This window comes from Bradyrhizobium sp. CFUWI (assembly GCF_056429085.1).
The window spans coordinates 1-15,255 of the sequence record NZ_JBWJZE010000051.1 but is presented as its reverse complement, the minus strand read 5'-3'; the positions used below and the strand labels follow the sequence as shown (position 1 = coordinate 15,255).

The 15,255-nt window shown below is 59.8% G+C and carries 11 protein-coding genes and 5 pseudogenes; 7 read left to right on the top strand and 9 right to left on the bottom strand.

Translation table 11 applies throughout. The annotated features are described in order from the left end of the window. Positions 1 to 1,290 precede the first annotated feature (1,290 nt). The 4 genes and pseudogenes from AC066S_RS37800 (at position 1,291) to AC066S_RS37785 (ending at position 4,241) form a co-directional block, all read left to right on the top strand. A pseudogene (locus tag AC066S_RS37800) lies at positions 1,291 to 2,063 on the top strand (outer membrane protein). Between the two features lie 128 nt (positions 2,064 to 2,191). After that, a pseudogene (locus AC066S_RS37795) lies at positions 2,192 to 2,344 on the top strand (patatin-like phospholipase family protein); the annotation flags it as partial. Positions 2,345 to 2,347: 3 nt separating this feature from the next. Then, the gene (locus AC066S_RS37790) at positions 2,348 to 3,799 is read left to right on the top strand and encodes a GntP family permease (RefSeq protein WP_126262081.1); all 1,452 of its coding nucleotides are present in this window, start codon (positions 2,348 to 2,350) and stop codon (positions 3,797 to 3,799) included. 139 nt (positions 3,800 to 3,938) lie between these two features. Continuing rightward, positions 3,939 to 4,241 carry a hypothetical protein gene (locus AC066S_RS37785; RefSeq protein WP_126262082.1) on the top strand — a complete coding sequence of 101 codons (303 nt, stop codon included), beginning with the start codon at positions 3,939 to 3,941 and terminating at the stop codon, positions 4,239 to 4,241. 187 nt (positions 4,242 to 4,428) lie between these two features. Here the strand turns inward: AC066S_RS37785 and AC066S_RS37780 are convergent, their stop codons facing one another. Continuing rightward, the gene (locus AC066S_RS37780; protein WP_235885267.1) at positions 4,429 to 4,650 is read right to left on the bottom strand and encodes a DUF3768 domain-containing protein; all 222 of its coding nucleotides are present in this window, start codon (positions 4,648 to 4,650) and stop codon (positions 4,429 to 4,431) included. Positions 4,651 to 4,808: 158 nt separating this feature from the next. Here AC066S_RS37780 and AC066S_RS37775 point away from each other — a divergent pair. Further along, positions 4,809 to 5,555, top strand: a pseudogene (locus AC066S_RS37775) (IS256 family transposase); the annotation flags it as partial. A 53-nt stretch (positions 5,556 to 5,608) separates the two neighbouring features. Here AC066S_RS37775 and AC066S_RS37770 read toward each other — a convergent pair. Next, positions 5,609 to 6,997 (bottom strand): transposase, encoded by a 1,389-nt coding sequence (locus AC066S_RS37770; RefSeq protein ID WP_478271870.1) that lies wholly within the window; start codon positions 6,995 to 6,997, stop codon positions 5,609 to 5,611. Positions 6,998 to 7,069: 72 nt separating this feature from the next. Here AC066S_RS37770 and AC066S_RS37765 point away from each other — a divergent pair. Continuing rightward, positions 7,070 to 7,330, top strand: a pseudogene (locus AC066S_RS37765) (transposase); the annotation flags it as partial. Positions 7,331 to 7,640: 310 nt separating this feature from the next. On the opposite strand, the gene AC066S_RS37760 reads toward AC066S_RS37765, so the two are convergent. Beyond that, a complete protein-coding gene (locus AC066S_RS37760) occupies positions 7,641 to 8,858 on the bottom strand; it encodes an IS110 family RNA-guided transposase (protein ID WP_164719145.1) in 1,218 nt (405 codons plus the stop codon). Positions 8,859 to 9,121: 263 nt separating this feature from the next. Between AC066S_RS37760 and AC066S_RS37755 the strand changes: the two are divergent. Next, positions 9,122 to 9,337 (top strand): annotated as a pseudogene (locus AC066S_RS37755) (transposase); the annotation flags it as partial. Positions 9,338 to 9,407: 70 nt separating this feature from the next. On the opposite strand, the gene AC066S_RS37750 reads toward AC066S_RS37755, so the two are convergent. From AC066S_RS37750 to AC066S_RS37725, 6 genes are all read right to left on the bottom strand, one after another. After that, entirely contained in the window at positions 9,408 to 9,533 is a 126-nt protein-coding gene (locus AC066S_RS37750) for a hypothetical protein (protein WP_283810200.1), read from the bottom strand. 14 nt (positions 9,534 to 9,547) lie between these two features. Beyond that, positions 9,548 to 9,790: a hypothetical protein gene (locus AC066S_RS37745; protein ID WP_126262085.1), complete on the bottom strand. Its 243-nt coding sequence runs from the start codon at positions 9,788 to 9,790 to the stop codon at positions 9,548 to 9,550. Between the two features lie 207 nt (positions 9,791 to 9,997). After that, a complete protein-coding gene (locus tag AC066S_RS37740) occupies positions 9,998 to 10,819 on the bottom strand; it encodes a type IV secretory system conjugative DNA transfer family protein (protein WP_126262086.1) in 822 nt (273 codons plus the stop codon). Between the two features lie 63 nt (positions 10,820 to 10,882). Beyond that, positions 10,883 to 11,167 carry a type IV secretion system DNA-binding domain-containing protein gene (locus AC066S_RS37735; protein WP_126262087.1) on the bottom strand — a complete coding sequence of 95 codons (285 nt, stop codon included), beginning with the start codon at positions 11,165 to 11,167 and terminating at the stop codon, positions 10,883 to 10,885. Between the two features lie 514 nt (positions 11,168 to 11,681). Beyond that, entirely contained in the window at positions 11,682 to 11,897 is a 216-nt protein-coding gene (locus AC066S_RS37730; protein WP_126262088.1) for a cold-shock protein, read from the bottom strand. A gap of 1,565 nt (positions 11,898 to 13,462) precedes the next feature. Then, positions 13,463 to 14,569 (bottom strand): PLL family lectin, encoded by a 1,107-nt coding sequence (locus AC066S_RS37725; protein WP_478271869.1) that lies wholly within the window; start codon positions 14,567 to 14,569, stop codon positions 13,463 to 13,465. Positions 14,570 to 15,255 lie beyond the last annotated feature (686 nt).

Sequence of the window (15,255 nt, the reverse complement as noted above, 5' to 3'; positions counted from 1 at the left end):
TGAAAGCCGGAGTGTGGTTCCGCCGTGCTCGTCTGCTCATCGTCTCTCCTGATTCGCGGGTCAATCTTGCCCGCCGTCAGGCAGAAACTCCACTTATCGCGCTGTTCAGATTTGCGGGACCAGCTCAACGTTGATGTGGGGCTGCCACAGACGGGCTTCGTGGCTAACGGTAAACATCGAAACCCAGAACGCGAACTTTAGATCGGCGATCACTTTGCCGGTGCGGCGCGGATTTTCATGGCGAGACCGCACTTTCAAGATTTCTTGGTGTGGGCTGAAGTGAGGTCGATGCGGTCTAGATAAACTCCGTTCGAAGTTCGCTACCCAGGGCCAGTCGGCATTGTAGGTTGCCGATGCTGCATTCGCCACAGCATTTCGGACAGAAATTTCGAAGAGATGAAGCGGAAAGAGAAACGCGCTCGCGACTCTCGCGTTCCACCCGTACAGCCGCAGGGCGGCGGCGGCATCGTTGTTGCATGCAGTGAGATATGTTGCGAATCTCGGCGCCGAAAGCGTGCTTGGAATTCTTTGTTGCTCTTGCGCTGAAAAGTTTCGAGGCATCAAACACAACCGTCAACGGAACCTCAATTGGTTCCGCCAAGAAGCAAGTAAACTATTGGTTGACACCCGGTCAAATTATCCTATCGTGCCAACGTGAGCTTTAGGACACGCGGATCGTGTATGTACGGTCTCCCCCTAAGGACATACGAAAGCGGAAAACGGGCGCCTCGAAAGAGGCGCCTTTTTCTTTTGCCGAGCGCGGCGTGACCCGCGAACAATTCAAAATCAGAATTGTGATGTCAAATCAGTGCCTTGGCGGCAATTCTGGGATTTTGGCGATTCTGTCGGGTGCCCTTCAGGGCGCAATCTGCGCCTGAGCTCGCACAAGCCCAGCTTCGCCGGCGCCCCGAGCGTCAATGCTAACCGGCTCTGACACGTGAATCGTTCCGGTGTCAGGAGGAACACCGTTCGGAAGAATCTCCGTTGCTTATCGACATAAGGAAGCTCCGGCCCGTTCTCGCCGACGATCAACCTCCAGCCCGGCGTATCAACCGTACCGTCTGCGAACATTGGGAACGACAAGCCGCCATTCCTGGCGCCCAGTCATCGGTCGGCAGGCAGCATCCGTAACCGACCCGACATGCTCGTCTGTTCATCGAACGAAACGCTCAAGCAACGCTTGCGACCCAGTCAACTACCAACCTTAGCAATTGATGAAGAAGACGTACACATGGCAATCGTGGGCGATAGACCGTCAAGGAAATCGATTCAGAACTGGGCCAAAAAGAAATGAAAGAAGTTCTGCTGGGCACGGTAGCCCTTGTCGCGCTAACCGCTTCGGCCTCCGCCGCTGATCTGGCGGCGCGACCCTACATAAAAGAACCTCCGATGGTAACTCGGATCTACGACTGGAGCGGCTTTTACATCGGCATTAACGGCGGCGGTGGGGCTCCGCGCATCAGTGCTGGGACGTCGTCAACGCCGGGGGCTTGGTCTTCGCTCCGCCCCTTGCCATGGGGTGCAACAATGCGACTGGAGGTACTGCCGGTGGTCAAATCGGCTACCGTTGGCAGATAGCGAACTCTGTGTTCGGCCTTGAGGCCCAGGGCAACTGGGCCGACTTCAAGGGCTCCAACGCTAACCTCGCCTTTGCGGGCGTCCAGGATGAATCCAAGATTGGTGCATTCGGCCTGTTCACGGGTCAGGTCGGCTATGCCTGGAATAACGTACTGCTTTACGTGAAAGGTGGCGCTGCGGTCGCCAGCAACAAATACCGGGTTTTCGATTTTGCGACCGGGCTGACCATTGACAACGGCAGCGAAACCCGTTGGGGCGGCGCGGTAGGAGCGGGCCTTGAGTTCGGCTTCGCTCCGAACTGGTCCGTCGGCATCGAGTACGACCATTTGTTCATGGGCCATCGGGACGTGGACTTCTTTTTTTCAGCTGGAATCGGAGGGGTTCCGGTGGGCGCTCGTGCGGGGACCGCCCGCATCGGTCAGGACGTCGACGTCGGTCTGGTCCGTGTGAACTATCGCTGGGATGGTGCGGTCGCAAAATTTTAATCTTCGCCAATCGTGTCCAACAGGTGACGTGCAACTCTTCCGCCGGTGCGGCGCGAAGCGCACCTTTTTGCTCTCTTCAAGCATGGCCGCACAATTGTGGTGCGCCGGTTGGTGCGGCGCCGTGGCGAGGCAATTCGTCCAAGCTCAACGCCGAGCGGGCGTTTCTCCGCATGCTGCGGGATGAGGGGCGGAAAGCGGCGCATGAGTTTCTGGACGTCGATGGAGACAATCTTGGGAAACGGTCTTCGGTCGATCTGGACATCCTCCTGGAGGGAGTCTGATCCTTGGGCTTTCTCGGCATTCTGCTGGGCCTCGGCCTCTTAGTGTTGTTCGCATATCGAGGCTGGAGCGTCCTGCTCCTCGCGCCAATCGCCGCGCTCATCGCGGCGTTTTTTTCGGGCGAGCCTCTGCTCGCTAACTGGACCCAGACCTTCATGGTCGGCGCGGCGGGCTTCATCGGGCAGTTCTTCCCACTGTTCCTCCTCGGGGCTCTATTTGGCAAAGTTATGGAGGACAGCGGCTCGGTCAGTGCGATCGCGGATTTCATGACCGCGAAGCTCGGTGCACAGCGGGCAATCCTCGCCGTGGTGCTCGCCGGTGCGATTGTGACCTATGGCGGCGTCAGCCTTTTCGTCGCCCTGTTTGTGCTAGCCCCGATGGCCGAGGCCTTGTTCCGTGGCGCCGATATCCCGCGGCGGCTGATGCCGGCAGCGATTGCGCTTGGCACGTTCACCTTCACCATGATGGCGCTCCCGGGCACGCCGGCGATCCAGAACGCCATCCCAATGCCCTTCTTCGGCACCACACTCTTCGCCGCGCCAGGGCTCGGCATCATCGCGTCGGCGATCATGCTCGGCTTCGGCCTTTGGTGGCTCGCGCGGGCCGAGGCAGGCGCGAGGCTCAGGAAGGAAGGGTTCTCTGGCGACACGATGCTGCCCAAGCATCGCCTCGCCGATCCCGCGCTGCGTGAGCGCGCCGCCACCGCGCGGGAGTTTGATCCTGCCGAGATCGAGCGGGGACATCTTAGCCTGGATCTGCCACCGGTCATCCTCGCCGGGCTGCCGCTGATGCTCGTGATCGTGGTCAATTTAACCTTGTCGGTCGTCGTCCTTCCGCGAATTAATTTCGACTTTCTCACCGAGGAACGCTGGGGCGAAACGTCCTTCGCTGCGGTGAGCGGTGTGTGGTCGGTCGCCGTAGCGCTTATCGTCGCTATTGTAGCGACGATCCTGATGAACCGGTCTCGTCTGCCGAGGCTGCGCGACACACTGGACGCTGGTGCCAACGCCTCGGTGCTGCCCATCTTCAGTGTAGCGAGTCTCGTCGGGTTCGGCGCCGTGATCGCCGCATTGCCGTCCTTTACGCTGGTGCGTGATTGGGTGCTCTCGATCGGCGGTGGTCCGCTCGTCTCCCTCGCCGTAGCCACGAACATCCTCGCCGCGCTAACCGGCTCGGCGTCTGGCGGCCTGACCATCGCGCTCGACGCGCTCGGCGCGACCTATTTGTCGCGTGCACTTGAACTGAACATCGATCGGGAACTCCTGCATCGCGTCGCCGTGATGAGCGCCGGCACTCTCGACAGTCTTCCCCATAGCGGGGCGGTGGTCACCTTGCTTTCGGTCTGTGGCGCTACACCCAAGGAGAGCTATCGAGACATTATCATGGTTGCTATCGTAGGCGCTCTGCTCGCGCTCGCGGTTGTCATCCTGTTGGGCTCGATCGTTGGGAGTTTCTGAATGAGACGTGGTCACTTGCACCCGATTCGGGTGAACGATCACACAAGATGCAAGTAACCAAGCATGATACGCCGCTGACCGATATGACTCGGCGCAAGATCTCTAAGGAAGCCTTCGGTAGGACACTCCAAGCGCCCGGATGCTGAACCGTGTCATGTCCGTGGTCCCGCTGTTCAAGTTCATCATTCTGACCTTCTCCGGGTTTTTCGACCTTGGGCTGCCATTGGGAACGTTCGGCCCCCCCGATGTTCTCCGCCTCGGCTTTGGGCCGAAGATGATCTTGACGGTAATCGGCATCGAGTCGATCGTTACGATCGTTAGTCGCCATCGCGCCAGCACGATCTGCGACGAGAATGGCGCGCGTCGCACGGTATTTGCGGGACTCATCGCTGCGATCCTCGCCGCCCTGTTTCTTCGTGGAATGGCGGTCGGCGTAAATTGAGGGGCATTCGCATACGGACGGGGCTATGGGCGCGCCGCCCGAAATCAGGGACCGAGCTGAGATGATCCCGCGCGTCGATGCGCTCATAAAAGGCGCTAAGCAAGACAGGAAGGCCAAGTTAGCTGCGGCGGCCCTCTAGAGCAAAAAAGCCCCGCAAATTGCGGGGCAACAAAGAAACTCCTTTTGCTCAACACTCCTGGGCAAGCATGAGTGTGAGAACACGCGTGGTCTTCTCCGGGTCGGCTGGGTCTTCCGACCCAAACTGACAAAGCGCGTCGTAGTAGTCGATTTTCCAAAAGAACGTCTCTCCCGCCAGATCGAAGCTGCCGAAGTCATGCTCGTCGTGCGGATCATTGCCTGCGTTGAAGTCTGTGAACCGCTGAACCTCGATGAGCGCACGAGCTTTCACGGGTCGTGTCCCCATTGATGGTGTAGCTCGGTAGAGCAAAGCCGCCCGCACGCGCGCCCTTACGTAGCGCCGTAGCGGGCGGGCGGGTTTGCGGTGGTCACCGGCAGTTCGCCGGTAGGGTCGGGTTGCTGACACCAACCTGATTCGAGGAACCACCGATGACCGATGAGATGATGAACCTCCGCACGCTCGTGGAGAAGACCCCTGACGCGGATCTGCTGCGCGAGATGATCGGCTTTGCCGCCCAGCGCCTGATGGAGTTGGAAGTGGAAGGCCAGACCGGGGCCGCCTACGGCGAGAAGAACCCCGAGCGCTTGGCGCAGCGCAACGGCTACCGCGACCGGACCTGGGAGACCCGCGCCGGCACGGTCGAGCTTCGTATCCCCAAGCTGCGCAAGGGCTCGTACTTCCCCGCCTTTCTAGAGCCACGCCGGATGGCCGAGAAGGCGCTCACCGCCGTGGTGCAGGAAGCCTATGTGCAAGGCGTCTCGACCCGCTCGGTCGACGATCTGGTGCAGGCGATGGGCATGAGCGGCATCTCCAAGAGCCAGGTCTCGCGGCTGTGCGCGGAGATCGATGACAAGGTGAAGGCATTCCTCGGCCGTCCGATCGAGGGCGATTGGCCGTATCTGTGGATCGACGCCACCTACGTGAAGGTGCGCCAGCAGGGGCGCATCGTATCTGTCGCGGTGATCGTCGCGGTCGGCGTTAACAGCGACGGCCGGCGCGAGGTTCTCGGGATGGACATAGGGCCCTCCGAGGCCGAGACATTCTGGACGGCATTCCTGCGCAAGCTCGCCCGCCGCGGCCTGCGCGGCGTCAAGCTGGTCGTCTCCGACGCCCACGAGGGCATTAAGGCGACCGTCGCCAAGGTGCTCAACGCCTCCTGGCAGCGTTGTCGCGTGGGGTCGTTGAAGAAGTGGCCAATAGATTTCGCGCGATGCAGCGATCGGCCCTATCATGGCCCTCGCGTCAAAGCTCGCGCCACGGTGCGATCTGAAGCCGCAAACGCATTATGAGGGACAATCCAAGACAGAATAAACGCAAGGAGAGCGGTTGCCAGCCGCTTGAGGTTGATGACAGCGGCCGTCAGGTAGGCCTGGATCTTCATATTCGGTAGACCGCGCCGTATGGCGCGCGCCAGTCCATGCCAAGTTTTGGCTTCGCCGTGGAAGCCCTCTGAGCGCCAGCGATGGCGTTGATACAGACGTCGATCCTGCTTACTCCATCGCTCGCGACGGCGGCGGGCGCGCAGCAGTGCCGGATAATGGTCACCGACAACGACCGCTTTGTTAACCCGCCCTTTGGATAGGCAATCGCCCTTGAGCGGACACCGGGCGCAATCCTTCGCCTTCGAGTAAAAGAAACGGCCGTGCTTGATGGGCCGCGCCGGGCGCAAGATACGTCCTCGCGGGCACTTCAAGATGTCGTTCTTGGCATCGTACCGGAAGCGTCTAAGCGGTAGGCGACTCTTGATTGGTTCGGCTTTAGCTGGGATGAGGGCATCAATGCCGCGCCGCTCGAGCGCGCCGTAGACTTTAGCGTAGGCATAGCCCGCGTCGGCGGTGACCACCTTGATGTCGATGCCCGTAGTCGCTTCAACCTCATCGACTTGCGGCTCGATCATCTCTCCTTCGTTCGTTTGTCCAGTCGTGACCGCGACATCCAGAATGATACCGACCTTGTCATCGACGGCCGTGTGCTGCTTGTAAGCGGGTTCCAGCCGCCGGTTTCGGGCATTGGTGGCCATTGTCGCATCGGGATCAGTCGTGCAGACCTTTTTGTACTTCCCGCTTTGCCGGCCCTTTCTCTCATCCTCGCTTTCATCTTCGCTTTGATTTTCGCTCAGCACATCCACCACATGCTGCTCGGTGAGGCTGTCCCAACTCACGTTGGCGCGGATCAGCGACGCATCGATGTGAACCACTTCGGCTGTTGCGATCTTCGCCTTCAGGCAGGCCTGGACCGTGCGTTTAAAGATCCTACGGAATCGCTCCTCGCCCCAGCGCTGGCGGATGCGCGTCAGGCTGGAATGGTGCGGTAGCTGCTTGTGCAGGCCATAACCAGTAAACCACCGAATGGCGATGTTAACCTGAGCCTCCCGGATCAGCTTGCGATCGTGTACGATGCCGGTGAGCAGACCCGCGAGCATCAGGCGGACCGCGGCCTCCGGATCGATGCCTGGCCGACCGTCGCTCGCGCAATAGCAGTCGGAGACCTCCTCCCTTAGCCAAGATAGGTCGAGCACGCGATCGACCCGGGCCAGCACGTGCTCATCTGGGACGAGCTGTCTGAGCGAGCCAGTGATGAAGAGCTCCAACTGATCCCGCTCCTTGCGCCCCAGCATCTCGTTTGCTCCGCCGATCGCGAATCGCCGACGAGAACGGAATCAGCCAATTGCAGCTTTTTCAACGACCCCCGCGTCCACTTCATGCGCAATGCGTTGGCACATGCCGGCAAGAGCGGCCGCCGCGTCGTCTCCGCCTTCATCGCCACCGCGTTTGCCCAGGACGATGCCGAGGCCGCACAAAGCCAATGGCGCAAGGTCGCCGATCAGCTCCGCCCTAAGCTGCCTAAGCTCGCCGGCTTCCTCGACGAGGCTGAGACCGATGTGCTGGCCTATATGACGTTTCCGCCGCAGCATCGGACCAAGCTGCACTCGACGGATGAGATGGACAAGCGATTTTTAATGATCGCCCCGATGACGATTGCGGGCATCGCGTCCATTCTTTTGTTCGGCCGCGGCGCGGGCCATTCTTCCGTCCCGGCCACCGATCTCGCAGCCGCCGCGCGCAGGGGCGGTCAAGGCTGGCCGCGTTTGCGGCCACCGCAAGGCTTGGCCTTGACCGGCCCGAGCACGGCGGCATGCTGGCGTGTAACGGGACTGCAGTCCTGGCTGGCACTTGCCGTCAGGCGGGATTATCCTTGGCGGGCGCGGGCGACCTCGTGGCGAAGCGTGGCGCATCGGCTGCAAGCGCCACCAGGCTGCCCTATTTTGTCCTGCCGAACTGAGGCGCCCGCGCGCCGGTTTTTGGGTGCCGTGGTTTCCATTGCGTCACCAAGCGCTCGTAGCTTTGCTCTGCCTGGGCGGCAATCAACATCTCGCGGTCGCGCAATGCCTTGATGTTGTAGGCATACGCTGGCCCACGCCGGCTGCCTTTCTGTTGCGGATGTCCGGCTTGAAGCTGCATCGCGCGGGTCTTGATGGCGACCAGTGCCGGGCGTGCCCACAGGTAATCCTCGCCCTTTGTCAGCAAATGCCAGCAGAGCACAGTGAGCTTCCGGGCCACGGCCACCGCGGCGATCTGATGGCCGCGTCGGGCGCGGATGCGCACGAAAAAGGCATGCAGTGGACCGGGCGCCTTGGCCGCAGCCCAGGCCGCCTCGACCAGCATGGCGCGCGCATGACTGCGGCCGATCTTGCTGATACGGCCGTGGTGGGCGGCTCCCAGCCCGGACTGCCGCACCCGCGGGTTCAGCCCGAAGTAGCTCACCAGCTTCTGCGGGCTGTTGAACCGGCTGATGTCGCCGATCGCCGCCACGATTCCGGCGGCGACCGCCAGATTCACGCCGGTGATCGTCATCAATCTGTTCACCGCGGAATCGTCGATGGCGTCCTGCGCGATCTCGCGGTCGAGCAGGGCCAGGTCTTCCGCCAGCCGGTCAAGCTCGCGGACGTGCCGATCGATCGCCGCGCGCTCATCGTCCGGCAACGGTTGAGCGGCCAACCACGCCCGGCCGCGGAGGTTGAAAAGATCGGCATGCGGGCACTTCGGGATCAGGTGCGCGTGCAGGATCGAATGCACCTCGTTCTTGAGCCGCGTGCGATGCCGCACGACCTGGTAGCGCCGCGCCACCAGCCGACGCTTGCGTTCCGTCTCCGCGTCAGGCGTCCAGATCTGCGGCAGGTACCCGGCCGCCTGCAGACTAGCGAGCGTGCCGGCATCGATCTTGTCGGTCTTGACGTGAGCCTGGGCGATCGCCTTCACCTGCAGCGGATTGGCGATAATCACCCGTGCCACGAACGGCGCCAGAACCCGCGACACCGCCATGCTGTTGGCAGTCGCTTCGACCACCACCTCATCACTGGCCAGCAGGGTCTTGCCAAATCCCTCCAGCGCCGTCCGCGTCATATCGATGCGGCCCGCATGTCGGAGCCTGCCGTCTTCCCAAAACACCACCTCGCCGAAAGTTCGGTGGACGTCGATGCCAATCACCCGTCGCATTCGCACCTCCTGCCAGACATATGACGGGAGCTGCGGGCGACACGACAACTACGGATTCGCGCTCCCAGCGCAACCGGCCGAGTCGCAGAGGCGGCCAGCTACTAACTCGAGCTCTCGGCTCATCGAATAACATCGGCCTGCCCGCACTTCGTGCTCCCGGTGCCTCTGTCCCGATGGTCGCACCATACGCCACGATGTAGAACACCGCAGCGGGAACGTTGGCACCGAGGCATCTCATACCGGTTACTAACCCGATCGAACGCCTCAACGGCGAGATCAAGCGGCGGACTGAAGTGGTCGGCATCTTCCCCAACGAGGACGCCATCGTCCGCCTCATCGGCGCGATCCTGCTCGAACAGAACGATGAATGGGCCGTCCAGCGCGCCCGCTATATGACGCTGGAAACCATCGCGCCCTTGAGCGATGATCCAACCGTCAGCCTCCCGGCTATCGCCAGCTGACCAGTCCGGCTCTTGCCGGCGATCGCGGTGTCCCACCGCCAGTTACTCCACGCTCAGGGACACGATCCTTTCACGTCGAGCGGCAGACCTGCCCCCCCGCAGTGATCACAATTTTGCCGCCCATGAAGGTCGCACGAAAGAAGTCGTTGAGCACTCGAATGCGACGCCGCATAGGAGTGTTGGCGATATCGCTCATCGTCGCCCTCCGACTTAAATCAGGCCGACGAGAACGAGAACCGATGCGATGGTGTTGCCGCCGCAGGCCTCGCAAAAACCCTGATCTTGGTCGGGCTCCATCGCCGCTGTGTAGTCGCATCCTTCTGTCATGCAGATCGCTGGGCACACGCTGTCAGCTGCAGCTGTTTGCAGAAGATCGTCGAGACTTTGGAAGCCTTCGAGATCGCAGAGCTTCATGAGCTTTACGGCCTTGCGCGAAAGAGCAATGGCGGACATGTTATTCTCCTCACTACCGTCGGCCCGAACCATTCGGGTGCCGGATAGCAAGGCGGAGCTGCACCGTCCTCAAAACAGCAACAGATCGATCCTCCGTCTCGCTACCGACATCCGAATTGGCGCCGGAAAGAACAATGTCCGAGCGCGATCGTACTTCAGGAGAAAAGCGAGGGTAGGCGCGGGATTATGCCAGTTTGGCAAATGTCTCTATATTGGCTCAAGCGTAGCGGCGCTGAAAGGTATCGATGGCGTTCCATCGATCATAAGCTTGAGATAGATGCGGTAGTTTGGCAGCCTCAAGAGGTCGATTTCCGAAAACCGGCTCTGGAATTCTCGAACGAGATATGGAGCATCTTCGACGCCGACACGGAATGAGATGATAGAGCCGACGTTGCCGAGAACTGCATGGCGTACCTCAGGGACAAGCTGGTTTAGATACTGATGCGCCACTGTGAAGCCGACGCGGTATTTGCGAAGCTCGGAAAACATGTTCGCCAGCGCGACTGTGGTAAAGCTCTGAAATTCATCGACGTAGACGAAGAAGTCTCGGCGTTTGTCTTGTGGAGTGTCGGCCCGGCTAAAGGCGGCCAGGCCAATCGTTGTGACAAGCAATCCGCCAAGGAGCGACGAGCTATCTTCCCCAAGGTGCCCCTTCGCCAGATTGGCCAAGAGAACCTTGCCTTCGTCCATGATCCGGCGGATGTGCAAATCTTCTTCGGGGGCCGTTAGTATCCGATCGAGCCGCGGGTCAGCCAGAAACGCTCCGACCTTGTTCTGGATCGGCGCGGTGCCGTCCGCGCGGTAGCCAAATGAGCATCGCTCGAACTCATTGAGTAGAAACGTCCGAACGGTCTCATTCCGGAGGGATTTGGCGGTTCTTTTACGAAACTCATTGTCGGAGAATATGCGCAGCACGTCGTGGAGCGTAGCGTCAGGCTGCTCCAAGAGAGCCATCAGAACATTCCGTAAGATGTGCTCCATACGCACGCCCCATGCGTCCGGCCACATCTTCTTAAAGACATCCATCATGCCGGAAGCCGCGAGAGCAATACGATCTCCGCTGACGTGACGAAGAGAGTTATAACCGTATGGCTAATTTGGGTTGGTTGCGTCGAGGTACACCACCCTATCGGCATGCGCTGCCGAAATGCGCGAAGCGATGCGGGCAACAAGATCGCCATGCGGATCAATGAGCGCAAAGCCGTTTCCGCGCGCCAGATCCTGGAGGGCCATCGTTTCGATCAGCGTGGATTTGCCATTGCCGGTCTTCCCAATCACGTACATATGCAATAGTCGATCTTCGTCTTTAATGCCAAAGACACGATCGTCATTGCGGAAATCGACTCGCGCAAAGCGAGTGGTGCGATCGGCATCCATATTGGATACGCATGGTTTCGTTTCTTGTTCTCCTGGGCAAGGCCGACGGATTCGCCAATAGCGGTAATGGATTTTGTCTGAATGTTGCGAAGCGCCATTGTCAACTGAGGACCTGGCATATCACTCGAACCTGTGAATTTTGGTGATGTTTGTCTTACAATTGTGTCCCGTAAGGAAGTATTATTGGAGGGCGATCATCCAGGTTCGAAAACTTCTATCATTGCAGAGAGTGTGGCCCGGGAGGAATGACATGCGGCCGGCACAACGTGACGAAGGTTGTTCGTTTGGCGGCGGCCCTCATATCTCCCTGCAGAAGCCAACGTAAAAGAATTTCTGATGCATTCCAGTGAGTAGCCGAGTGAAATCTGTGCTCCACCGAGTAGACAGATTTATACTCGAGTGCTGCGAACGGAAAACGTCTGCTGCGTTTACATCACCCGGCATAAACGCTTGCCAGGGCCGAACTCGCGGTCTTTGCTCTGTTTGAACAATCTTGAACACCTGCTTAGGCACTTCAATCGATCAACCTGACCTCGGCAGCTCTGTACTTTGACCGCCGCTTGTTGAAGCGAAGATCGAACGTCACGCGCGTGCCCGGCACCAGATCGGCACCTATGCAGTTGCGTAGTTCGGACATGTGCACGAACAAATCGTCGCCGCTGCGATCATCAGGCCTTATGAAGCCCCAGCCCTTTTCAACACAGTACGAAACTACCGTTCCAGTCTGCATCTTTGCCCTAGCTTGTCGAGATTGGAAGATCGTACATTGGCGTTTACGCGACGATATCGAGTCGCGAGCTGTGCCTGCGCGGCTGCTTCGGAGCTGCGGCGGCAGCAAGCGTGACCGAATCCGGTCGCCGGTCGAAGATCCTGTTTCATACCGCCTCACAGCACCAGCGGGACGGACCAGACGCTAGCGGCGACGCGGCGCCGAGCCCGCCCCTAACATCACCGCATCTGGAGTAATTGGTGATGCTGCCCCGGACGGAGCAAGGGCCGTGCCGAATCGAGACTCGGAGGTTCTGTAGGCACTTCGTAGCGGGGCTGTATGATCAAGTTGTCGACATTGGTCTGAAAGCTGACGATCGACGCCAACATTGTCCTGCGCTGGCTGACTACCGACCAATGGCGGGATCACAGTCGCTTGTCGGATCCACTATCCCCGTTCGTCCGGATGGGCTTCGACAACTGGGCTAGCCCAACGCGCAGAAATGGCCCAACCAAAGTGCCGAGTCTGACGCGCCTGAATGCGAAGCCTCGGTGGAAGCGTTGATAATTGTTGGGGAGCGAGGTCGACTTCGGTCCGGAGGGACTTGTCCGCGTTCAACTGCGAAAATGAATGAGGCCGCGAGACGATACAGTCCCGCGGCCTCGCCACCGGAATCTAACGAAAAAACCGTTTAAGTATGAAATCCCTCCGCCGGTGTTCCTCCAGTAGAACACCGTGTTCAAAAAATTGACAATCCGGGCGGCTACGGAGAAAGGAACCGATGGGCGCGACACTCGCGGAGACTTGAGCGCTCACGTTCGATCGAACCTGCGATCCGGTCAATGTTATCATGCGTTGCTCAGATGCGCTCCGGTCCTGCTGTCGCCGAAGAAGACCTCTGCGATTGGTGTGCTTAGCGCAAATCCGCCTTTCACCGGTTCTTTCCGCGGCCTGAAAACAAAAAAGAGTTGGGCTGCACCTGTTTTGGAGCGCGGTTGAACGTGCGGTCTTCTCGCCTTCCTTTCGAATCGAGTTTCGCGCCGAAACTCCATTCCGAATTTGGTACCGAGCAACTGGCGGTCATTCCGAAGAGCGACGCGTGCGAAGCACGAAATTTGTTCTCCATCCATACTGTAAATGAAGCGTATCTTCGGCCGCTCTCACGCACGAGGCTCGCGGCTTTGCCGAAACTCGCTCGCGCCGTTACCCCGATCAGAGTCCAACAAGCGCGAGGTCGGCTCGCATGCATGGCGAGTGTACTGAGCCAGACAAATCGATTCGTATGGTGTCAACGCAAAAAATCTGCACGCTCAAACTTGAACTTAGTGCCCGGCGTTCTCAAATCGCTCTAGTTTGCAGCGCAAACAGTTGAGAGGCCCGTTCGCTAGCTCTAGCATCGACCGGATCAGCACCCAACCGGATGACCGGGAGATGTGATCACGACGCCGGTAGTTTATCCGTGCCGGTTCAAGAGCCGGAATTAGCGCGCGATCGCGCGACGTTGCGTGACGACGTAGTAGCTTAATGATGGGTTAGTGAGGGCGCCGACCGCCTTGTGAGACGGCCGGCCTCTCGTGCAGTCCGTATCAGGCGGCGAGTGGATCGCTCAGGAGAACGCCGCCCAGGGATGCCCAGCCGGACCACGGTCCGGAGTGCGGCTTCTTCTGCCAGATGTGCCAGAGCGCGTTGTCGGTGCCGCGCGCAAACACTTCTAGCCGGCCGTCGGAATTATCGAAAGCCACCGGATCACTGGTGATGGAGCCGCCCAGAGATGCCCAGCTTGACCACGGTGCGGCATGCGGCTTCTCCTGCCAGATATGCCACAACACGTTGTCGATGCCACGGGCGAACACTTCCAGCCGGCCGTCGGAATTGTCGACCACGGCCGGATCACTGGTGATGGCGCCGCCCAGAGATGCCCAGCGTGACCACGATGCGGCATGCGGCTTCTCCTGCCAGATATGCCACAGTGCATTGTCGGTGCCACGGGCGAAAACTTCGAGACGGCCATCGCTGCTGGCGACCACGGCGGGATCGCTGGTGATGGCGCCACCCAGGGATGCCCAGCTTGACCACGGTCCGGCATGCGGCTCCTCTTGCCAGATGTGCCACAGCGCATTGTCAGAGCCACGGGCGAACACTTCGAGACGGCCATCGGAATTGATGAACACCTCGGGGTCGCCGGTGATCTCGCCGCCAAGTGAGGCCCAGCCTGACCACGGACCGGCATGTGGCTTCTCCTGCCAGATGTGCCAGAGCGCGTTGTCGGTCCCGCGCGCAAACACTTCTAGCCGGCCGTCGCTGTTGGCGATCGCAGCGGGATCGCTGGTGATGGCGCCGCCGAGCGAGGCCCAGCCCGACCACGGTCCGGCATGTGGCCTGTCCTGCCAAATGTGCCAGAGTGAATTATCGGTTCCGCGCGCAAAGACCTCCAGCCGACCTTCGGAATTATCGACACTGGACGGCGAGCTGGTGAGAACGCCGCCAAGCGAGGCCCAACTCGACCATGGCCCCGAGTGCGGTTTTTCCTGCCAGACGTGCCAGAGCGCCCTGTCGGTTCCGAGACCGAACACCTCCAATCGTCCATCGGAATTCTCTGTCACTGATACCGAGTGGGTAAGCGCCGCTGCTGCGTTTGTCATTACAATCTCCGATTGTATCTGTGCAATGAGGGAACAATCTGCACCAAGCAATCTAAAGTAGCATTATCGTTTCACATTGCGATACGCCGACAAGTTGGTCTCGCGTGAAAGTGATCCGCGCGCTCAAGTTCCCTGCATTCTCACTCACATGGTGAGCGAAGCACACACGTCCTTGCGATCATGGAACCTCTGATAGCGGTGTACAAAAGTCGGGTTCGGAAATAATGGCGTCGACTAATGACCCGACGGGCAAAACAACTCGATCGATCGGAAACCACGTCAGGCTTTTAGCCCAAATATCTGTCTCCCGTTGCGTATCCCGTCCTCATTTCAGAGAGACGCTTCGCGATCGGCACGAACGTTGAGAGCGGATGCGGTGGACGCCGGGATGTTCAGCTCGCGTGCCGCACGGAGGAAGACATCTTGACTGACGGCCAAGTCGTGTGGTCCTGATTCCCCGACGCTGGGATCAGGCCTGCCTGGACCGATGATCCCGCAGGCGACGGAGGCTAACAAGTCTGGCGCTCCGGGGAGCACGAAGCAGCTGTTAACACCACCGCGCAGGGAATGTCGGATGTTTCGACGTACCTCTGGTGACCATTTGTCCGTCGTCAGATGATTTGAGACTGATCAGGCGTTCTGCGAAGGGAGGCTCTGGCTCATCAGGGGTTAGAGTTTAAGCGGCCTGCAGACGATGCTGCAAGCGACGATTTGCAATGGTGTCGCGCTTGATGCGC

Excerpts from the sequence above, each read along its gene's own strand:
- AC066S_RS37730 (WP_126262088.1), bottom strand. The coding sequence starts at position 11,897 with ATGCAGACTGGAACGGTAGTTTCGTACTGTGTTGAAAAGGGCTGGGGC.
- AC066S_RS37735 (WP_126262087.1), bottom strand. The coding sequence starts at position 11,167 with ATGGATGCCGATCGCACCACTCGCTTTGCGCGAGTCGATTTCCGCAAT.
- AC066S_RS37740 (WP_126262086.1), bottom strand. The coding sequence starts at position 10,819 with ATGATGGATGTCTTTAAGAAGATGTGGCCGGACGCATGGGGCGTGCGT.
- AC066S_RS37750 (WP_283810200.1), bottom strand. The coding sequence starts at position 9,533 with ATGAGCGATATCGCCAACACTCCTATGCGGCGTCGCATTCGAGTGCTC.
- AC066S_RS37770 (WP_478271870.1), bottom strand. The coding sequence starts at position 6,997 with ATGCTGGGGCGCAAGGAGCGGGATCAGTTGGAGCTCTTCATCACTGGC.
- AC066S_RS37745 (WP_126262085.1), bottom strand. The coding sequence starts at position 9,790 with ATGTCCGCCATTGCTCTTTCGCGCAAGGCCGTAAAGCTCATGAAGCTC.
- AC066S_RS37785 (WP_126262082.1), top strand. The coding sequence starts at position 3,939 with ATGCTGAACCGTGTCATGTCCGTGGTCCCGCTGTTCAAGTTCATCATT.